The sequence below is a fragment of the uncultured Veillonella sp. genome, from assembly GCF_963551295.1.
In the GTDB taxonomy this organism is placed as follows: Bacteria; Bacillota; Negativicutes; order Veillonellales; family Veillonellaceae; genus Veillonella.
In genome coordinates, this window is record NZ_CAUVFT010000003.1 from 86,861 (window position 1) to 107,512 (window position 20,652).

15 protein-coding genes are annotated in these 20,652 nt (G+C 39.9%); 13 read left to right on the plus strand and 2 right to left on the minus strand.

The genetic code is table 11. The features are described from left to right. The first annotated feature begins 6 nt into the window (after window positions 1-6). From RYO55_RS01435 to RYO55_RS01465, 7 genes are all read left to right on the plus strand, one after another. Window positions 7-729, plus strand: a complete 723-nt coding sequence (locus RYO55_RS01435; protein ID WP_314983844.1) for an ABC transporter ATP-binding protein — start codon at window positions 7-9, stop codon at window positions 727-729. Continuing rightward, the gene (locus tag RYO55_RS01440) at window positions 722-1,933 is read left to right on the plus strand and encodes an ABC transporter permease (protein ID WP_302498088.1); all 1,212 of its coding nucleotides are present in this window, start codon (window positions 722-724) and stop codon (window positions 1,931-1,933) included. The genes RYO55_RS01435 and RYO55_RS01440 overlap by 8 nt, the downstream gene beginning before the upstream one ends. Before the next feature lie 159 nt (window positions 1,934-2,092). After that, window positions 2,093-2,557 (plus strand): PaaI family thioesterase, encoded by a 465-nt coding sequence (locus tag RYO55_RS01445; protein ID WP_314983846.1) that lies wholly within the window; start codon window positions 2,093-2,095, stop codon window positions 2,555-2,557. Window positions 2,558-2,593: 36 nt separating this feature from the next. Further along, a complete protein-coding gene (pheS, locus tag RYO55_RS01450) occupies window positions 2,594-3,616 on the plus strand; it encodes a phenylalanine--tRNA ligase subunit alpha (RefSeq protein WP_302498086.1) in 1,023 nt (340 codons plus the stop codon). A 9-nt stretch (window positions 3,617-3,625) separates the two neighbouring features. After that, window positions 3,626-6,070 carry a phenylalanine--tRNA ligase subunit beta gene (gene pheT / locus RYO55_RS01455; protein ID WP_314983848.1) on the plus strand — a complete coding sequence of 815 codons (2,445 nt, stop codon included), beginning with the start codon at window positions 3,626-3,628 and terminating at the stop codon, window positions 6,068-6,070. 88 nt (window positions 6,071-6,158) lie between these two features. Next, window positions 6,159-8,582 (plus strand): DUF3656 domain-containing protein, encoded by a 2,424-nt coding sequence (locus tag RYO55_RS01460; RefSeq protein ID WP_314983849.1) that lies wholly within the window; start codon window positions 6,159-6,161, stop codon window positions 8,580-8,582. Beyond that, on the plus strand, window positions 8,536-10,974 hold the full coding sequence (locus RYO55_RS01465; protein WP_302498083.1) for an endonuclease MutS2: 2,439 nt from the start codon (window positions 8,536-8,538) through the stop codon (window positions 10,972-10,974). Before RYO55_RS01460 ends, RYO55_RS01465 begins: the two co-directional genes overlap by 47 nt. Before the next feature lie 157 nt (window positions 10,975-11,131). Here RYO55_RS01465 and RYO55_RS01470 read toward each other — a convergent pair whose 3' ends face one another. Next, on the minus strand, window positions 11,132-13,222 hold the full coding sequence (locus RYO55_RS01470) for a penicillin-binding protein 1A (protein ID WP_314983851.1): 2,091 nt from the start codon (window positions 13,220-13,222) through the stop codon (window positions 11,132-11,134). 157 nt (window positions 13,223-13,379) lie between these two features. Here RYO55_RS01470 and tyrS point away from each other — a divergent pair, with 157 nt between their 5' ends. From tyrS to RYO55_RS01500, 6 genes are all read left to right on the plus strand, one after another. Continuing rightward, window positions 13,380-14,588: a tyrosine--tRNA ligase gene (gene tyrS / locus RYO55_RS01475; protein WP_314983853.1), complete on the plus strand. Its 1,209-nt coding sequence runs from the start codon at window positions 13,380-13,382 to the stop codon at window positions 14,586-14,588. A gap of 219 nt (window positions 14,589-14,807) precedes the next feature. Further along, window positions 14,808-15,449: a CoA pyrophosphatase gene (locus tag RYO55_RS01480; protein WP_287528923.1), complete on the plus strand. Its 642-nt coding sequence runs from the start codon at window positions 14,808-14,810 to the stop codon at window positions 15,447-15,449. A 77-nt stretch (window positions 15,450-15,526) separates the two neighbouring features. Beyond that, window positions 15,527-17,908: a phosphoenolpyruvate synthase gene (gene ppsA, locus RYO55_RS01485; RefSeq protein ID WP_314983855.1), complete on the plus strand. Its 2,382-nt coding sequence runs from the start codon at window positions 15,527-15,529 to the stop codon at window positions 17,906-17,908. Window positions 17,909-18,006: 98 nt separating this feature from the next. Beyond that, on the plus strand, window positions 18,007-18,636 hold the full coding sequence (locus tag RYO55_RS01490; RefSeq protein ID WP_314983856.1) for a helix-turn-helix transcriptional regulator: 630 nt from the start codon (window positions 18,007-18,009) through the stop codon (window positions 18,634-18,636). Between the two features lie 10 nt (window positions 18,637-18,646). Further along, on the plus strand, window positions 18,647-19,468 hold the full coding sequence (locus tag RYO55_RS01495; RefSeq protein WP_287528920.1) for a pyruvate, water dikinase regulatory protein: 822 nt from the start codon (window positions 18,647-18,649) through the stop codon (window positions 19,466-19,468). Continuing rightward, on the plus strand, window positions 19,465-20,454 hold the full coding sequence (locus RYO55_RS01500) for a deoxyguanosinetriphosphate triphosphohydrolase (RefSeq protein WP_314983857.1): 990 nt from the start codon (window positions 19,465-19,467) through the stop codon (window positions 20,452-20,454). The genes RYO55_RS01495 and RYO55_RS01500 overlap by 4 nt, the downstream gene beginning before the upstream one ends. A gap of 85 nt (window positions 20,455-20,539) precedes the next feature. Here RYO55_RS01500 and RYO55_RS01505 read toward each other — a convergent pair. Continuing rightward, window positions 20,540-20,652, minus strand: a 113-nt coding sequence (locus tag RYO55_RS01505; protein ID WP_308511892.1) for a L28 family ribosomal protein, incomplete at its 5' end; no start/stop codon positions are given.

Genomic DNA, 20,652 nt, shown 5'->3' on the forward strand with positions numbered 1-20,652 from the left:
GTGCTTATGAACCAAACAGTAATTGACATACAAGGAATTACAAAAACCTATGTGAATGGCAAATTATCAGTACCTGTTCTACATGGCATTGATTTAGTTGTCAATAAGGGTGAATTTGTATCCATTATGGGACCATCTGGCTCAGGTAAATCAACCTTTATGAATATTCTCGGATGTTTGGACCGACCTACAACTGGTTCTTATCGACTCAATGGAGACGAGGTTGCTACCTTATCTGATGATGAGCTTGCGTATGTGCGTAATAAACAGATCGGTTTTGTATTTCAAAGCTTTAATTTGTTGACAAAATTAACAGCCCTAGAAAATGTAGTGCTTCCTATGATTTATGCAGGTGTAAATAAAAAGATGCGCATTGAACGAGCTTCTCAATTATTACAGTCTGTCGGATTAGACGAGCGTATGGATCACTTGCCATCCGAGTTGTCTGGGGGGCAACGACAACGTGTAGCGATTGCTCGTGCATTGGCGAATAATCCTGCTATTATTATGGCTGATGAACCGACAGGGAATCTCGACTCTAAGTCAACCATTGATGTTATGAATATATTTAGAGGTCTTCACGATGAAGGACGTACAATTCTTCTAGTTACACATGAACCTGATATTGCTACGTATGCGAGTCGTAATGTAGTCTTGAAAGATGGGATAATCGTAGAGGATTCGTTCAGTTCTAATATGACTCCTATAAAGGAGGTGCCTAATGTATAAAGAAAGTTTTCTAATGGCATGGGCTTCCTTGGTTGCAAATAAATTACGATCCCTCTTGACCATGCTAGGTATCATTATTGGTGTAGCTGCAGTTATTGCATTGGTATCTATCGGTAATGGAGTGAAGCAAGATATTGAGGATTCTATTTCTAGCTTAGGCTCTAACTTGTTGGTAGTTCTGCCAGGGGCGCCGCGGACGCCAGGTGCTAGACCTTCGCAGGGGTCCATGAAATCGTTGAAAATATCTGACTATGAAGCTATTGCCAAGTTAGAAGGTGTAAAAGCCGCTAGTCCTATGACAAATGGCTCTTATGTGGTGATTTATCAAAATAAAAACTGGACTACATCTGTTGCGGGGGTTAATTCTAACTTTCAGGACGTAAATAATTGGACTATGACATCTGGTCGATTTTTCTCCGATAAAAATGTTCAGAACCGAGAACGTGTAGCGGTTGTGGGACAAACGGTAGTAAAAAATTTGTTTGCTGATGAAGATCCTGTAGGCAAGGAAATCCGTGTTAAAAATATTCCATTCCGTGTCATTGGTGTTCTCAAAAGTAAAGGGAACGGAACCATGGGTAATGACCAAGACGATACGGTGTTAATTCCATATACAACATCAATGGAGCGCGTAGAGGGCATTGACTATCTTCGCAGGGTGTATGTTGTGGCTAAGGATGATGAGGGCATCGATCGTTTGCAGGCAGATATAGAGAACTTGTTGCGTGTTCGTCATAATATTAAAGATACAAATTTGGATGATTTCAATATTCAAAATATGAAATCTATTATGGAAACAGTGGCTCAGACGACCGGAACATTTACGTTATTCCTGGGGGCTGTTGCTGCGATTTCTCTAGTTGTAGGTGGCATTGGTATTATGAACATCATGCTTGTATCTGTAACGGAACGGACTCGAGAAATTGGTGTGCGTAAAGCTTTGGGGGCTACGTATAGCGTAATTGTTACGCAATTCTTAATAGAAGCCGTTGTAATCAGTTTGATGGGGGGCTTTATTGGTATTGCTTTCGGTATAGGAGCCTCAAAAGTAATCGGAATGGTATCTGGAATGAGTACAGTTGTATCTGTTCCAACAATCATAATGTCCTTTGCCTTTTCCATGGCTATTGGTTTGATTTTTGGTATATACCCAGCCCGTAAAGCGGCTAAACTCAATCCAATTGATGCATTGCATTATGAATAGTTTTGAATTTATAAATGTGTTTTTTTAAGAACATACTATATAATTAGATAGAGTTATTCGCATATGGTGCGTTGCATGATACAATATGTATGATGTAGCGCACCATTTTTATAATCTCTTATGATTACTGGTGAATTTGATATAGAATTGGAGAAACAAATGGCTACGACATTGATAGAATATTTCAACGAATTACGAGATCAAAACCCATTTTCTTGGGTAAAAGATTCTGAGATTATAGCAGTAGAACCAGGTCATGCGGAAATGACATTGCAAACAAATGAAACAGGGTATTGCAATTTTAGAGGGGATTTGCATGGTGCTGTTTGTATTGGTTTAGCAGATAGTGTGATGGGGACCGCTTGTTTTACTTTGGGAAAATCTGTTAGTACTATTGATCTTAATGGTAACTATGTGAAAGCTGTTAAGGGAGGGACTGTATTACGTGGTGTAGCCAATGTAGAGCACAATGGCAAAACAACCATGGTGGCTACGGCCCGTATCTATAATGAATTAGGTGAACTTGTACATTTAGCTCGTGGTACATTTTTTGTATTAGAAGAGAAGCCATTACCTGAATTACCATGGCGTTTTATTGAAGAAGATAACCCTGATTTGGTATAATATAGTTTAGACTTTTAAATATAGGAGGATGCTTTAATGGAACAAGAATTACAACGTCTTAAGGCAGAAGCCCTTGAGGCTATCAAAGGCGCTGCTTTTCAACAAGCGTTGCAAGATATACGTGTAAAATATCTAGGTAAAAAAGGTGAGGTAACAGCATTACTAAAAGGTCTTGGTAAATTATCTCCGAAAGAACGTCCTAAGGCTGGTGCTCTTGTTAATGCAGTTCGTGAAGCATTAGAGGCTGAAATTGATGCCGTAAAAAATCGTATGGAAACAGAAGAGTTGAATGCTCGCTTAGAACAAGAACGTATCGATATTACATTGCCAGGTCGTGCGCCAAAAACTGGTCATATTCATCCATTAACAAAGGTTAATGAAATGATTGAAGACTTCTTTATGAAAATGGGATATACCGTTGAAGAGGGGCCGGAGATTGAGCAAGATTACTATAACTTTGAGTGCTTAAATTTACCTAAGGATCATCCCGCACGTGATATGCAAGATTCCTTCTATATTACAGAAAACTTTTTGTTACGTACACATACATCTCCAGTACAAGCTCGTACAATGCAACGTCATGAGCCAAACAGCCCAATCCGTATGATTGCGCCTGGTAAGGTTTATCGTTGGGATTATGATGCGACTCATTCCCCTGTATTCCATCAAGTGGAAGGTCTCATTATTGATAAGCATATTACTTTTGCTGACTTGAAAGGTACATTGGAGTCCTTCTTGCGTCACATGTATGGTGATGAAACAAAGGTACGTTTCCGTACAAGCTTCTTCCCATTCACAGAACCATCTGCAGAGGTAGATATCTCTTGCGTAATGTGTGGTGGTGATGGCTGTCGTGTATGTTCCCATACCGGTTGGTTAGAAATCTTAGGTTGCGGCATGGTTCACCCTGACGTATTGCGTATTAATGGGTACGATCCTGAAAAGGTTAAAGGTTTTGCCTTTGGCATGGGTGTAGAGCGTATTGCTATGCTTTTATATGGCATTAACGATTTGCGTCTATTCTTTGAAGATGATGTACGATTCTTGGAACAATTTTAGGAGGAACTCATGAAAGCAAGCTTACAGTGGATGAATGAATACGTGCCTGTGGATATGAATCGTCCTGCTCAAGAATTGGCCGATGAATTAACACAAGCTGGTATTCCTGTCGAAGATGTCATTGCTATGGATAATGGCATTAAGAAAATTTATACTGGTAAAATTGTGGAAATCACAAAACACCCAGATGCAGATAAATTACAAGTATGCCAAGTAGAATGTCTTACTGAAGAAGGCGAACCTATTACAAAACAAATCGTAACAGCTGCTACTAATGTGGCAGTAGGTCAAATTGTGCCTGTAGCATACCATAAATCTCGCTTGGCTGATGGTACAGAGATTAAAAAAGGCAAATTGCGTGGTGTTGTATCCGAAGGTATGTTCTGCTCTGTTGCAGAATTAGGTATCTCTAGTGACTTAGTGTTACCAGAGGAAGCACAAGGCATTTACATTTTCCCTGAAGGTACACCAATTGGTCTTGATGTAAAAGACGTATTGGGTATGAATGATACGGTATATGAGTTTGAACTTACTGCTAACCGAGCAGATTGCTTCTCCATGGTTGGTTTATCCCGTGAATTCGGTATAATGACAAACCAAAAAGCTTTATTCCCTGTTATCATGGTTAACGAAAATGGCGAGTCCATTGAAGGAAAAGCTTCTGTATCCATCGAAGCTGATGATCTTTGTACTCGTTTTACTGCTCGCGTAGTAACTGATGTTAAGGTTGAGCCATCTCCATTGTGGATGCAAAATCGCTTGCGCAACAGTGGAATTCGTCCTATCAATAATGTAGTAGACGTTACAAACTACGTTATGTTAGAACTAGGACAACCTATGCACGCATACGACTATGACCATGTAAAAGGTCATCAATTAGTGGCAAGACGTGCTAAAAATGGCGAAGTACTTGTAACACTTGATGGTTCTGAACGAGAATTAAATGATTCCATGCTTATCATTGCCGACGCTGAACGTCCAGTAGGTGTGGCGGGTATCATGGGTGGCTTTGATAGCGAAGTAACAAACGAAACGACTACAGTTATGTTCGAAGCTGCTGTATTTAATGGTCCATCTATTCGCCGTACTGCAAAAGCTCTTGGCATGCGTTCTGAAGCGTCTGGTCGTTTTGAACGTGGCGTAAACCATAAATATACTGCTTATGCTATTGACAGAGCAGCTCAATTATTACAACAAATCTGCCCTACTTGTAAAGTTGATGTAGGTGTTATTGATGTATATGAAAATCCTGTAGAGCAACATTCCGTAACTTTCACAGCGGAACAAATCAATGATTACTTGGGTACCAATATTGAAAAAGACGAAATGGTTCGTATTTTGACTGCCCTTGAATTCGTTGTAACAGAAGAAGGAGATACATTATCTGCCCTCGTTCCAACATGGCGCGGTGACGTAACAGTAATGCCTGATATTGCTGAAGAGGTAGCTCGTATTTATAACTACGATAATATCGCTCCTACAATTCCTGTAGCCGTATTATCCTCTGGTGGTATGACGCCTAAAAAAGCTCTTACTAAAGAGGTAACACATGCATTGGCTAAACTTGGTATGACTCAAATCATTACCTTTAGCTTTATGCATAAAGATGGTCTTACCAATATGATGCTTCCTGAAGGGGATAGCCGTTATACTGCGATTCCAATCTTGAACCCAATTTCCGAAGAATTCCCTTACATGCGTACTACATTGGTACCAGCTGTTATCGATGCAGCGAAACGCAATTTAGCACAACAAAATAAGGATCTCTGGTTATTTGAAATGGCTAATGTATATGAAGCAAAAGCATTACCACTAACTGAGGTGCCCCATGAACGCCCTATGGCTTGTGGCATTTTGATGGGTAAGGTGAACCAAGCTGGTTGGAATCAAGCAGAACGGACAACTGATTTCTACGATGTAAAAGGCATCGTAGATGCGTTGTTAGCGGAACTTGGCGTTACAGGCTACGATATTAATCGTGGCACTGAACCATACTTCCATCCAGGTGTAAGTGCTCAATACATAGTAGATGGTAAAATGATTGCTCAATACGGTGAATTACATCCGCAAGTGAGCAAAAACTTTGACTTGCCTGGTAAAGTATATATGTTTGAAATCGATTTGGAAGCAGTGTTATCCTTGGCAATTCCAGCATTCCGCTACACATCTTTCAGTAAATTTCCAGGCACTAGCCGTGACCTTGCTATCGTAGCACCTGTGTCCGTTACTAGTGACGAGATTTTATCTATTATTAAAAAACATGGTGGCGAATATTTAGAAAATGCATCTATTTTCGACGTTTATGAAGGTGAACATATCGAAGCAGGTTATCGCAGTCTTGCGTACAACTTGCAATTCCGCTCTATGGAAGGCACGTTGAACGATGAAGATATTGACGGTAATATTCAAGCTATTATCGATGCATTAGCAGAAATTAACTGCAGATTACGTTAATCTCAAGCAGTATATTGAAAGGGTTTACCGTATGGTAAACCCTTTTAGTACTATAGTTATACCTTTAGTTAGGTAGAAAGGATTATCCATGGAATTATTGGCGCCTGCCGGTACGATGGAAAATTTCATAGCTGCCTTAGAATCTGGAGCGGATGCGATTTATCTCGGTGGTAAAGGCTTTAATGCTCGTGCTCATGCAGCAAACTTTGGCATTGAAGAATTGGCCGAGGCTATTCGATTGGCGCATATTTTAGATGTGTCCGTATATGTAACAGTAAACATTCTAATAGGCGATTCTGAATTAATAGCTCTCGAGTCGTATTTAAAAGACTTAGAACGCATCGGTGTTGATGCTATCATCGTTCAAGATTTAGCAGTGGCTAAGTTGGCGCAGCGAGTGGCTCCTAAATTACACTTACATGGTAGTACACAAATGACTGCAGCTACGCTCGATGCAGTTCGTTTTTATGAAAGTCTCGGTTTTACACGTGTCGTTTTAGCTCGTGAATTGAGCCTAGCTGAAATTGAACATATTTGCAAGAACTGTACAGCTGAAATCGAAGTCTTTGTTCATGGTGCCTTATGCGTATGCTATTCTGGCCAATGCTTAATGAGTTCCTTTATCGGTGGTCGCAGTGGTAACCGTGGTGCTTGTGCACAGCCTTGTCGCTTGCCTTATGAATTACTAGATTCCTCGGGCACAAGCTTGTTACCTAAACACGAAGCTTATTTATTGAGCCCTAAAGATCTTAACTATAGTGAACATATGAATGAGCTCGTAGCAGCTGGTGTAAAATCCTTCAAGGTAGAAGGGCGTATGAAGAAGGTATCCTATGTGCGCCAAGTTATTGGTACTTACCGTCATATCTTGGATACGGCTCATATGGATTCTGCTGACGCTAAGGCATTGGCTGCTGGCTTTAACCGGGGCTTCTCTACAGATTACTTAACAGATCATGTAGGGAAATCCATGATGACCGTGGTGGCCCCTAATAATCAGGGGAAACCAATTGGTAAGGCAGAGGTTAAAAAAGGACAAGTTCATTTATACTTAACAGAACCTATTGAAAAAGGGTCACTTTTAAAGGTTATGCAAGCCTCTGGTAGCATTACTTATTATCAGATCGATCAAAACTGGTCTGTTGTTGATAATAAACATTTTGTAGGTAAACCTGATGAAGGCTTTGCGGCGGGACAAGTATTCCTTGCATCACCGCCTAAAGCTCAAAAGCAGAGAGGTCTACAAGATTTCAGTGCTAAATTAGAGGTACATGGTTATCTATCTATTAATACTGAGGGTAAAATACCTTGTACGGAACTTACCTTTGTATTAAATGATGGTCGTACTGTGACAGTATCTAATGAGTTTGAACCTGTTTATGCTAATAACAAACCAACTACATTAGAGAAGGTTACAGACCAAGTAGGTAGATTAGGCAATACATTATTTACTCTTGGCTCTATGACTATTCCTGATGGCCCATATATGTGGCCAGCTAGTGTGTTAAATGCATTGCGTCGCGATGCTGTGGAGGCATTAGAAAACTTGTTGATTACAGACCATGAAATAGCATGGGCTGAGCTAGCTGCAGAGCCTCAAGATATGTCTTCTATAGTAGCTAAGAGTAGTATTCAATATACTGAGCCTATCGTAAGTGCGCGCATTGATGAATTAGAGGCTGTGAAAGCGGCTATTGAAGGGGGCGCTAAGAAGATTATCTTTGGTGGTGATCGCTTACAACGTAAGCCTTATGAACTTAGCATCTATGAGCAGGTAGCCAAGCTTTGTAAAGACCATAATGTACTTTGTGTATTTGCAACGCCTCGGGTTGTGAAAGATGATGAAGTTGAGGCGTATATAAATACCCTTAAGGCCATAGTTGAGGCGAAACCAGATAGCATATCTATTCATGTGCCACAAGCCTTATTGTGGCTTCGTGACTTAGGGTACCCAGGTGCTATTGAAGCTGATACAGGTCTTAACATATTTAATGGCTCTGCTTTACAAGTATGGGAAGACTTACATATGAGTAGCGTAGCACCGTCCTTAGAGTTAACATTGAGGCAACTCGTAAGCTTACAAAAATCTACTCATTTGCCATTAGAGGTTATGGTTCATGGGTATACGGAAATGATGATTTCTGAATACTGTGCCATCGCTAGCTTTGTTGGGACTGGTAAAAAAGAAAACTGTCCAATGCCGTGCGTAACAGAAGATTACGCATTAAAGGACCGTAAAGGAGAAGTGTTCCCACTTCGCACAGATCCATATTGCCGCATGCATATCATGAACAGTCATGAAATGGACATGCGTGCCTACGTGCCTGAGTTACATCGTAAAGGTCTACATATTTTGCGCATCGATGGGCGTCATATGGATCCACATAGATTACGTAATATCGTAGCAGACTATGTATCCATTCAAAATGGAACAAAAGAGGCTCCGCCTAAGAGTGTAGGCAAGGATGACACGCCTATTACAAGGGGCCACTATTTTAGAGGTATTTTATAAAAGAGGTAGTACATTGTTTAACGAAGATGTATTAGACTTTCACCATATAAAAGAACAATTACAACAGCATTGTAGCTCTGCTATTGCAAAAGAATTGGCTATGAACATTGAGCCAATGATCGATGTAAAACAGATTCAAGAGAATCTTGATGAAACGGCAGAGGCAATGCGGTCATTGCAAACAGAGGTGGAACAACCGTTAGGTGGGACTCGAGATATTCGTGAGTCCTGTAAAAAGAGTCGTAAAGACTTTGTTCTTACTCGTGAAGCACTATGGGATATTTACTTGACCATTGGTGCCTATAAGCGAATGACAAAGTTCTTTAGAACGAAATATATGGAATATCCCTTGCTATCCTTATGGGTACAGGATATGCCGAATACAGATCGCATTGAAAACCGTTTTAAACGGGTCTTTGATGATAAAGGGGAATTGCTTGATACTGCATCTCCCAAGTTGGCGAGCCTTAGAAATACGATTATCAAAACTCGTGAAAAGATTAAAAATGATATTCAAGCTATCTTACACGACAAAGATAATCAAAAGTATTTCCAAGAAACCATCATTACGCAGCGTAACAATCGATACGTAATCCCTGTAAAGCAGGAGTATCGCCAATATTTTGATGGTCTTATTCACGACCGTTCTGCAACGGGTCAAACACTCTATATTGAACCGATGCGTTTGGTGAATCTAAATAATGAATTGCAAGAGGCTTTGATTGGTGAAGAGCAAGAAGTATTGCGCATTTATCGTGAATTATCTGCCCTTGTTAAACAGCATAGTAATGATTTGATGGATGCTTGTGAAAAGGTATCTCACATCGAATTTGTATATGGTAAGGCGAGCCTTGCTATTTCCTATAAGGGTGTACCGGCCATCTTGAGTACTGATAGAACAGTTAATCTCATGAGAGCTCGTCACCCCTTAATCCCACCGAATGTGGTGGTGCCTACGAATATTTTATTAGGCACATCATATCGTATTCTATTAATTACTGGTTCTAATACAGGTGGTAAAACAGTATCCCTTAAAACACTAGGGTTATTGAGTTTAATGAACCAATGTGGTTTATTTATCCCTGCTGATCACGGTTCTATGTTGCCAGTATTCCATAATATCTTTGCCGATATTGGGGATGAACAAAGTATTGAGGCTAGCCTCAGTACATTCTCCGCTCACATGACGCAAGTTATTTCCATCATTAAACATTGTGGCCCAAATGACTTGGTATTGCTCGATGAACTTGGCTCCGGTACTGATCCAGAGGAAGGTAGTGCATTAGCTGTATCTATTTTGGAATTCTTCCGTAAAAAAGGTGCTCTTATGATGGTAAGTACCCACTATAATGAGCTTAAAAATTATGCGTACCATACGGAAGGTATTGAAAACGGTCACGTAGAGTTTGATGAACGCACTTTGAAACCTACGTATCGATTACATATCGGTGTAGCCGGTAGTAGCCATGCATTGAGCATTGCTGCTCGTTTAGGATTACCTAAGGATATCGTAACTCGTGCGGCAGAATACAAATCTCAATTTGGTAGCCACGAAATGGAAGAGGTTCTTTTAGATTTAAATGAACAACTTCGAAAAGCGTCTGAGCGAGAACGAGCACTAAAGAAAGAGCTCGATGAAACACGTCGCATGCGTGGCCAACTAGAGAAGGAAAAGAAACAGTTTAATGAAAAACGTAAACAAATCTTAGCCAAAGCTCAGGCTGATGCAGAATCCATGAAACGTAGTTTACGCGTTGAAGGGGAAGCGATTATCAAGCAATTGAAATCGCAATTTTCTGAAATAAATAAGGATAGGCGTCAATCGGCTATTAATGCAGCACGTAAGGGAATTTCTAGTGTTCATGTACCAGAAGCTCCAGTGGATGATGAGCGTAAGTCGTTAACTGCAGATGCTATTAAGGTTGGCCAAGCTGTTTATGTTACATCCTTGCGTTCGTTAGGTACTGTGTTATCTATCAATGGTAATCGTGTGAATGTTGATATTAATGGGCTAACAGCCACCGTTAAGGTCAGCGAATTACAATCTACTACACGTGAAGAAGGCAACAAACTCGCACGTGAACAAAAAGCAGTTATGCCTAAAACAAGAAAGCGTATGGGTGGCTCGGCAGTACAACGTCAAAAAGAAGTCCGTACGGAAATTAATATTCTTGGTCAAACAGTAGATGAAGCGACCGTTTCTGTAGGTAGATTCATTGACCAAGCTTTGCTTGGTGGTATTAATCAAGTTCGTATTATTCATGGTAAGGGTACAGGTGCATTACGTGAAGGCGTTCACCAATATTTACGTACTTTGCCTCATGTAGCGCACTTTGAAACAGCCGGTTATGATGAAGGTGGTGCAGGGGCTACGAATGTAGTTCTAAAATAAAAATATAATCTTCAGAAAATTGTATATGGAAATAAAAGGGTACATATCAGCTCTTATGGCTTGCTACCTTTTTATAGAGATAATATTTAGATAGTAAATATGTATAAAAAGAAAGGGCGGAACACTGAGTTCCGCCCTTTTAGAAACTACTGTTGAATTAGCGTTCCTTTTTAGACTTTTTATTTTTCGATGAATTTGATTTTTGCTCTGTAACCTCTTCTTTTTGAGGCTTGTCATTACTTTTTATTTTTTCATCTGTTCCTTTGCCTGTATCATCTTTATTATCTGCTTTTTCGTCCTTTTTATCTTCTTTTTTAGGTTGTGCCTTTGTAGGATTGACGTAACCTTCAGAGATTGCTGCTTGTGCGCTAGCTGGGACAGGGAAGTCAGAGGCCGGAGTATTGGCAAGAGCATTGGACATGAATTGACCCCACATAACAGCAGGTGTACTACCACCCGTAATACCGTGTAATGTTTCGGTGCCGTAGTCATCACCAATCCAAACAGCAGCTACTAAATCTGGAGTGTAACCTATGAACCAAGCATCTTTGGAGTCATCAGTAGTACCTGTTTTACCTGCTGCAGGACGACCGATGGCTGCATTACCGCCAGTACCACCATTTATAACAGATTCTAGCATATTAGTCATGATGGCCGCATCTTTTTCATCAATAACGCGTTTTTCTTGGATAGAGTTTTCTTCTACAACTTGGCCGTTGCGATCTACAATTTTAAGGATGGCTGTAGGTTGAACCTTGATACCGCCATTAGCAAGTACACCGTAAGCCTGTACCATATCAAGAGGTGTAACACCATGAGTTAAACCGCCAAGTGCTGTCGATAAGTTGTAATCTTGATCAGTTAGAGTAGAGATACCCATTTCTTTAGCAAGATTGATAACTTTAGTCATACCTACTTCATCGGCAACTTTTACAGCTGCTACATTGCGAGAATGTTGTAATGCGTAGCGGTATGTAATATTACCTTCGTAGTCGTTTTCATAGTTTTTAGGACTCCAATTACCGAAGGTAACAGGACTGTCCTCAACTATAGAACCAGGAGTTTTACCTGATTGAATAGCTGCTAAATAAACGAAAGGTTTCATAGTGGAACCAGGTTGACGTTCTGCTTGTGTAGCGCGGTTGAAAGCGTCATCACCGCGACCACCGACCATGGCTACAATGTAACCATTGTGAGGATTCATGGCTACTATAGCACCTTGTGGTTGAGATAATCCATTTTTATCAGTGTAGTAATTAGGCAAATTTTGCATTGCTGCAACAGCAGCATTTTGTGCATCCATATCGAGAGTAGTATAGATTTTTAACCCATCTTTATAGATGGCATCATCGCCGTACTTTTCAGAAATCTGAGAAATAACATAGTTAATGAAGTAAGATGCATTAGGTTTCTCATGAGCTTGTTCTTGTTTAGCTATTAAACCTAAATCTGCTTGACGAGCTTCGTCAGCTTGCTCTTGTGTAATATAACCATATTTTACCATTTGGCCTAATACGACAGCTTGACGTTTTTTACTAGCCTCTAAATCATTGAATGGGGAGTAATAGTTAGGGCTTTGTGGTAAACCAGCAATGAGCGCCGCTTGTGCAAGTGTTAACTCACTAGCATCCTTACCAAAATATACATGAGATGCAGATTGTACACCGTAAGCACCTTGACCAAAGTAGATTTGGTTCATATACATTTCAAGGATTTCATCCTTGGTGTAATGTTGTTCAATTTTAAGCGCTAATAATGCTTCGGAAATTTTACGTTTAAATGTTCTATCTTGGGATAAGAATGCATTACGAGCTAATTGTTGAGTAATTGTAGAACCACCTTCAGATACACCGCTATGTACAATGTTTACCCATACAGCACGTAAAATACCAATTGGGTCAATACCATGATGCGTATAGAAACGGGAATCTTCTGTAGCTACAAAGGCATTCTGTAAATCTTTTGGTACATCTTTTAGAGGTACTGGCAATCTATTTTCTGTGGAGTGAACCGTAGTAATGAGATTGCCGTGCACGTCATAAATCTGAGACGATGCAGAAGGGCGTACATTGGATACATCCGGTAGATTTGATAATGTGGCACTTATGAAACCACAGCCACCACCGGCTACGATGAGTATAAAGAGAAGTGTACAAATCCAAAATAGACGCTTAGGATTTGTTTTCTTCGGCGTAGAACCATTACCATTTGAGCGGCGATTGGCTCTCGTATTTGAGTTACTACTCATAGAGTCACCTCTTTTTTCTTTTAGTAAATATAACGTAAATTCTATTACGCAGTTATAAATATTATATCATAAATGGTTTAAATCCAATACTATATATAATTGTGAAAGTTTTTAGATAATGGTATACTAAAACAATAGTATTTCTAGGAGGATTATCATGATTAGTGCTCAAGAACAAGTGCGCCAAATTAAACATGGTGTAGCGGATTTAATTAACGAACAAGATCTTGTAAAAAAAATAGAGAAATCCATTAAGGAAAATAAACCATTAGTTGTAAAACTAGGTTTGGATCCAACGGCTCCAGACATTCATTTGGGACATACTGTTCCTCTTCGTAAGCTACGTTTATTCCAAGAATTTGGTCATCAAGTAGTGATCGTTATCGGTGGCTTTACTGCTCGTATTGGTGATCCTACTGGTAAAAGTGTTACTCGTCCACCATTAACAAAAGAAGAAGTATTGAAAAATGCTGAAACTTATAAAACACAAATCTTCAAGGTATTAGATCCTGAAAAAACAATTGTTCGTGACAATAGCGAATGGTTAGAATCTATGAATTTTGCTGATGTACTTCGTTTGGCTAGCTCCTATACAGTTGCACGTATGATGGAACGCGATGATTTCAGCAAACGCTTTAAAGAAGGTCGTCCTATTGGCGTGCATGAGTTCATGTACCCATTGATGCAAGGTCAAGATTCCGTAGCATTACATGCTGACGTTGAATTTGGTGGTACAGACCAAACTTTTAACTTGTTAATGGGTCGTCATTTACAAGAATTGGAAGGTCAAGAGCCACAAGTTGTTATTACAATGCCATTGCTTGAAGGTCTTGATGGCGTTCAAAAAATGAGTAAATCTTTAGGTAATTACATCGGTATCGATGAAGAACCTAAAGAAATGTACGGCAAAGCGATGTCCATTCCTGATGAATTGATGATGCGCTACTTCATGCTCGTTACAGATATGTCTATCGAAAAGCAAGAGGATATGGCAAAACGTCTTGAATCCGGGGAGTTACATCCTCGTGATGCTAAAATGCAATTGGCTCGTACCATTGTTCGCTTGTATCATGGTGAAGAGGCGGCTCTCGAAGCAGAAGAAGAATTTAAACGCGTGTTCCAACAACGCGCTATGCCTACAGACATTCCTGAGTACGCCATGGATGCACCAACAGAACCAATCTTTGTACCACAGTTCTGCACAGATGCTGGCTTAACTGCATCCAATGGTGAAGCACGTCGCTCTATTAAAGCAGGTGCTTTCAAAATAAATGGCGAAAAATATAGCGAAGAAAATATTACTCTTGAAGAAGGCATGATTCTTCAAGTAGGTAAACGTAAATTCCTAAAAATTAAATTTAACTAATATAAAACTGTGATGAGGTACAGAAACTTTGTCACAGTTTTTTTCTGTCTATTTTTATCTATAAGTTTATCTACTGAATTTATTGTTTGTGAAGGAAGAAATTGACTTACAAGTTAATGTATAATGAATATAAACGATAAATATAAAATACAAATTTGATACATAAAAGACTTAAATAGATATTATATAAATTTACTATAATTTTTAAGAGGACCATATATGGACAAAGTACTAAGCAACTTTTTAGAACAACGAGAACATACTGTTCTTACAGATATTGATGTTATCACGGCGGCAGTAGCCGTGCCTCTATTAGAAATCGATGGAGAAAATCATGTGGTGTTTACTGTGCGTAGTAATACATTGCGACGTCAACCCGGTGAAATCAGTTTCCCTGGTGGGCACTGTGAGCCTAATGATAAAAGCGGTGCTCATACAGCCATGCGTGAATGTTCTGAGGAACTGGGTATAGATTTAGATCAAATTGAATTGCTAGGCAATTTAGACTGTCTAGTATCTGCCATAGGTGTAAAACTATACGCCGTAGCAGTGCGACTACATACAAATGATTTAAAACCAAATTCCGATGAAGTAGGAGAGGTATTTACAGTTCCCTTACAATATCTACTAGACATGGAACCAACCGTAGGTCACTTAGACATAGCTACAAGACCGTTGCGTGATTTTCCGTTTCATCTATTAGAAGGTTATAATATTGACTGGAAAATTAGACAAAACTACTCCGTCTATTTCTATCCCTATAAACAATACACCATATGGGGACTTACGGGGCGAGTGCTAAAAAACTTTTTAGATATATATAGGGAAGTTCATTTACATAATAATGCCCATAAAAATTGACAGATTTTAAATTAAGGTATACTATTTATGTGTAAAAGGTTTAATGTGTTGCACTAATTAATCTAGGAGGTTCTCACATGAATCGCGAAACAGCATACGTACTTTGGTTTGATGAATTACAACGTGAAGATGTTAATTTAGTAGGTGGCAAGTCTTCTTCTTTAGGGGAATTGACATCCTCCACTAATGTACCTGTACCTTATGGCTTTGCAACAACTGCCCATGGTTATCGTGAGTTTATGAAAGCTACAGGTTTGGAAGATAAAATCCGCGCTGAGCTTGATGCTTTAGATGATGTAGAAAATTCTGCATTATTGCGCGAAGTATGTGCTAAGATTCGCCGCATGATTTGTCAGGAAGAAATGCCAAAAGAATTGGCAGATGCTATCCGTCATGCCTATGAAGAACTTGGTAAAAAAGTGAACGAAGAAAATCCATTTGTAGCTGTTCGTTCTAGTGCAACGGCAGAAGACTTGCCAGATGCAAGCTTCGCAGGCCAACAAGATACATATTTAAATGTACGCGGTGCTGACGTAATTATCGAAAAAGTAAAAGAATGCTATGCATCTACATTCACAGATCGTGCAACATATTATCGTGTAAAACAAGGCTTTGATCATATGACAGTAGCATTGAGTGCTGCAGTCCAAATGATGGTATTCTCTAAAGCCGCTGGCGTAATGTTTACTGTTGATCTTGTAACAGGTAATGATAATAATATTCTTATTGAAGGCTCTTGGGGGCTTGGTGAATATGTTGTACAAGGTACGGTTACACCAGATAATTTCCGCGTGGATAAAGAAAAGATGGAAATTACGGACCGTATGATTAACGATAAACATGTCCGCCTTGTTCGTAAAGCCGATGGTGACTGCGTTGAGGAAGTGGTTCCAACCGACGAAGCAAAACAACAAGTTATTACAGATGCTCAAGTTTTGGAACTTGCAGAATATGCAAAAGCAATTGAAAAGCATTATGGTTGCTACATGGATATGGAATGGGGCGTAGATGAACGCAATGACAAGATTTGGATCTTGCAAGCTCGTCCAGAAACAGTTTGGTCACGCAAAGAAAAATCAGAAACATCCGAAAAAGCTAGCACATTAGATGCAGGTAATCGCGATATTATAGTAAAAGGTTTGCCGGCTTCCCCTGGTAATGCAGCAGGTAAAGCTCACGTTATCATCAATCCTGAGGATATCGATGAGTTCAAAGAAGGCGAAATCCTTGTTACAGCTATGACAGCTCCTGATTGGGTGCCAGCCATGAAAAAGGCAAAAGCTATCGTTACTGATGCTGGCGGTATGACTTGTCATGCGTCCATCGTTAGCCGTGAGCTTGGTATTCCTTGTATCGTAGGTACTAAGAGTCGTAGTCATGAAGCGACTACATCTATTAAAGATGGTCAAATGATTACCGTTGATGCTACAAATGGTATCGTATACGATGGCGTATTAGAAGATATCATTAAAAAGCCTGAAGCTCAAGCTTCTACGGGCGTTGCAGCTGAATATGTACCTGTAACAGGCACTAAAATTTACATGAACTTAGGCGATCCTGATTTGGCTCAAAAATATGGTGTATTACCATGTGATGGCATCGGTCTCATGCGTGAAGAGTTTATTTGGACTACCTTCATCCATGAACATCCATTACACCTTATCGAAACAGGTCGCAGTGACTTTGCTGTAAATACATTGGCAGAAGGTATGCGTAAAGTGTGTCAAGCGTTAGCGCCTCGCCAAGTAGTCGTTCGTTTGAGCGACTTCAAATCTAGTGAATACCGAGACCTTAAAGGTGGCGACAAGTATGAACCACATGAGTCCAGTGCATTACTTGGCTGGCGTGGTGCTTCCCGTTACTATGACCCTAAATATACACCTGCTTTCAAATTAGAATTAGAAGCAATCAAAAAAGTACGTAATGAATTTGGTTTTAAAAATCTACAAGTTATGATTCCATTCTGCCGTACTGTGGAAGAAGCTGAATTGGTGACTAATTTGATGGCGCAAGAAGGTCTTGCACGTAGCAAAGACTTTAAAGTATGGCTCATGGCGGAGATTCCATCTAACATTATCTTGGCTGATCAATTTAATAAATACGTAGATGGTTATTCTATCGGTTCTAACGACTTAACTATGCTTGTACTTGGTTGTGACCGCGATAATGAAACAGTTCAACATATCTATGATGAACGTAATCTAGCAGTTCGCAGAGCAATTCATCATCTCATTGAGGTGGCCCATAAAGATGGTAAAACTGTATCCATCTGTGGCCAAGCGCCAAGCGTATATCCTGAACTTTGCGAATTCCTTGTGAAGAGCGGTATCGACTCCATTTCTGTTAACCCAGATGCAGTAGTTAATACTAAGAAAATGGTGGCTCAAATTGAACAACGAATTATGCTTGATGCTATGACTGGTCGAGGTCGTCAAGAATCTGACGAACTTACTTGGTAATAATATAGTTATGGTGAAAGAGGAGGCCTGTGGGTCTCCTCTTTTTCTGGATGGTAACTTACGATATAATACAAACAGAGATGAAAGGGGGTTACCGTGTGAAACTGTCGAAACGACAAGAACAAATTGCTCAAATCGTTCGCGAAGAAGGTCCTGTAACAGGTAGTGCCATTGCTGAACATTTAGAGGTCACAAGATCTGCGCTGCGCTCAGATTTATCTGTATTGACTATGTTAGGTGTGTTAGATGCACGTCCAAACGTAGGCTATTACTATGTAGGACTTTCAAAGGAAACACAAACGGCTGAGCGATTAAAGTCATTTCTGGTAAGTGATGTATTATCTCAAGCAGTCGTGGTTAATGGGGATACGAGTTTGTATGATACAATTGTCACATTATTTACAGAGGATGTAGGTACCATATTAGTTTGTGATGGCTCATACCTAATGGGTGTAGTATCTCGAAAAGATTTATTACGCGCCTCTATGGGACAAACAGATTCGCATACCATGCCTATATCCATGATTATGACCCCTGTAAGCAAGGTTATAGCGGTGGAGCCTACCGATACTTTGGTAGAGGCTGCACAGAAAATGATAGATTATGAAGTAGATTGTTTACCTGTCGTCGTTCGTGAGGATGTAGGTAACAAGAAACGCTTAAAGATTGTGGGCCGTGTATCAAAAACGACGGTAGCAAAAGTATTTTTAGAATGTAGCATACACTGAGGTTGATAGAATGGCAGAAAAAATTATTTATGCAATATCGGATTCCCTAGGGGAAACTGCTGAGGCTGTAGCGAGAGCTACGGCGAGTCAATATGATAAGGAGCAAATTGAAATTGTCCGCGTTCCCTATATTGATAGTGAAAGCCAAATTGATGAGGTTATAGACGACGCAAAACGTGGGAATCATGTTATTTGCCATACCATTGTGTCTGCGGCTTTACGTAAGTATTTGCATGAGAAGGTGGCTGAATATAATATTCCGGCTGTGGATATCATGGGGCCTGTTCTCGATGCAGTTGGTACTATTGCAACTACTAAACCGCGCATGACGGCAGGTATGGTTCATAAGCTCGACCAAGAGTATTTTAAAAAGGTTGAAGCTATTGAGTTTGCCGTGAAATATGATGATGGTAAAAATCCATCTGGTTTTGAAAAGGCCGATATAGTTATTATTGGTGTATCTAGAACTAGTAAGACACCATTGTCCATGTTTTTGGCATACAAAAAGATTAAAGCCGCAAATTTGCCACTAGTGCCAGAGGTACCGTTGCCAGAGGAATTATTCAAAATTCCGGCAAAAAAAATCGTGGGCCTTATTATAGATCCATACAAATTAAATAATATTCGAAGTGAACGTTTACGCGCTATCGGTCTTGAAGACGAAGCAAATTATGCATCTATTGAGCGTATTCAATCTGAATTGGATTATGCAAAGGCTATCATGCGTCGTTTGCACTGCCAAGTGTTAGATGTTTCTAATAAATCCATTGAAGAAACAGCTTCCCTTGTCATGCAATTGATTGATAAAAATCGTGCGTTGGAGGGTAAATGAATATACGTGAACAAATAGAGGAGAGGGAGGCTTTGCTTCTGTCTCCCTATGCAGCTAAAAGCCGCGATGCAATCCGTGATATAGAAGAAGAGCCTGATTCACTTAGAACTGCGTTCCAACGCGATCGGGACCGCATTATTCACAGTAAATGTTTTAGACGATTAAAGCATAAGACACAAGTATATATTGCGCCAGGTGACCATTATCGGACACGCATGACCCATACCCTTGAGGTAGGTCAAATTGGTCGTACTGTGGCTCGTGCTTTACGTTTGAATGAGGACCTTGTGGAAGCTATTGCCATGGGCCATGATGTGGGGCATACACCATTTGGTCATGTAGGCGAATATGCATTGCGAGATATGGTGGGGCACTTCAATCATAATGAGCAAAGCTTGCGCATGGTTGAGGTGTTAGAAAGACATGGTGATCACCAAGGGCTCAATTTAACCACGGCTGTTCGAGATGGCATCGTAGGTCATACAGGGGCTACAATTCCTGTGACCTTAGAAGGTCAGATTATTCGTATTGTAGACCGCATTGCGTATTTGTGTCATGATTTTGATGATGCCCAACGGGCAGGTATGTTGACGGCAGAGGAGTTACCTTTTGAAGTGCGCGAGCATTTTGGTATGACTCCATCTAGTATGATTACTGCAATGGTTGAGGATATGGTACGCGAATCCTTGGATAAGCCAGCTATATCCATGTCTGCCGATGTAGAAATGACGATGAATCTATTCCGTCAATTTATGTTTAAACATGTTTATTTGGCACCAGCTTTAATTCCGGATCGCAAAAAGGCATCCCATGTTGTAAAAAATTTATTTACTCACTTCATGGAGTACCCAGATGATATGGAAGGTTGTGAAACTGGAAAAGAGTTTTATTCTACACTTGATGTAGTGGATTATGTGGCAGGCTTAACAGATCAATATGCTATTAAGCTATTTAAACAATACTATATTCCAAACATTACATTATAAATAACAAAAAAAGCAGTTAGTTCAAATTGAACTAACTGCTTTTTTTGGGGCTCTAGAACCCCAAAGAGTACATGTACTTTTTATTTTACGCGCGTGTAATTTTATTAGAACGAAGGCAGCGAGTGCATACGTTTACTTTTTTAGTAGCACCGTCTACAACCGCCCGTACTCTTTGAATGTTCGGTTTCCAAGTTTTTC

Coding starts and splice junctions, on each gene's coding strand:
- pheS (WP_302498086.1), top strand. CDS start 2,594: ATGGAACAAGAATTACAACGTCTTAAGGCAGAAGCCCTTGAGGCTATC.
- RYO55_RS01465 (WP_302498083.1), top strand. CDS start 8,536: ATGACACGCCTATTACAAGGGGCCACTATTTTAGAGGTATTTTATAAA.
- RYO55_RS01445 (WP_314983846.1), top strand. CDS start 2,093: ATGGCTACGACATTGATAGAATATTTCAACGAATTACGAGATCAAAAC.
- tyrS (WP_314983853.1), top strand. CDS start 13,380: ATGATTAGTGCTCAAGAACAAGTGCGCCAAATTAAACATGGTGTAGCG.
- pheT (WP_314983848.1), top strand. CDS start 3,626: ATGAAAGCAAGCTTACAGTGGATGAATGAATACGTGCCTGTGGATATG.
- RYO55_RS01480 (WP_287528923.1), top strand. CDS start 14,808: ATGGACAAAGTACTAAGCAACTTTTTAGAACAACGAGAACATACTGTT.
- RYO55_RS01440 (WP_302498088.1), top strand. CDS start 722: ATGTATAAAGAAAGTTTTCTAATGGCATGGGCTTCCTTGGTTGCAAAT.
- RYO55_RS01495 (WP_287528920.1), top strand. CDS start 18,647: ATGGCAGAAAAAATTATTTATGCAATATCGGATTCCCTAGGGGAAACT.
- RYO55_RS01435 (WP_314983844.1), top strand. CDS start 7: ATGAACCAAACAGTAATTGACATACAAGGAATTACAAAAACCTATGTG.
- RYO55_RS01460 (WP_314983849.1), top strand. CDS start 6,159: ATGGAATTATTGGCGCCTGCCGGTACGATGGAAAATTTCATAGCTGCC.
- RYO55_RS01500 (WP_314983857.1), top strand. CDS start 19,465: ATGAATATACGTGAACAAATAGAGGAGAGGGAGGCTTTGCTTCTGTCT.
- RYO55_RS01470 (WP_314983851.1), bottom strand. CDS start 13,222: ATGAGTAGTAACTCAAATACGAGAGCCAATCGCCGCTCAAATGGTAAT.
- ppsA (WP_314983855.1), top strand. CDS start 15,527: ATGAATCGCGAAACAGCATACGTACTTTGGTTTGATGAATTACAACGT.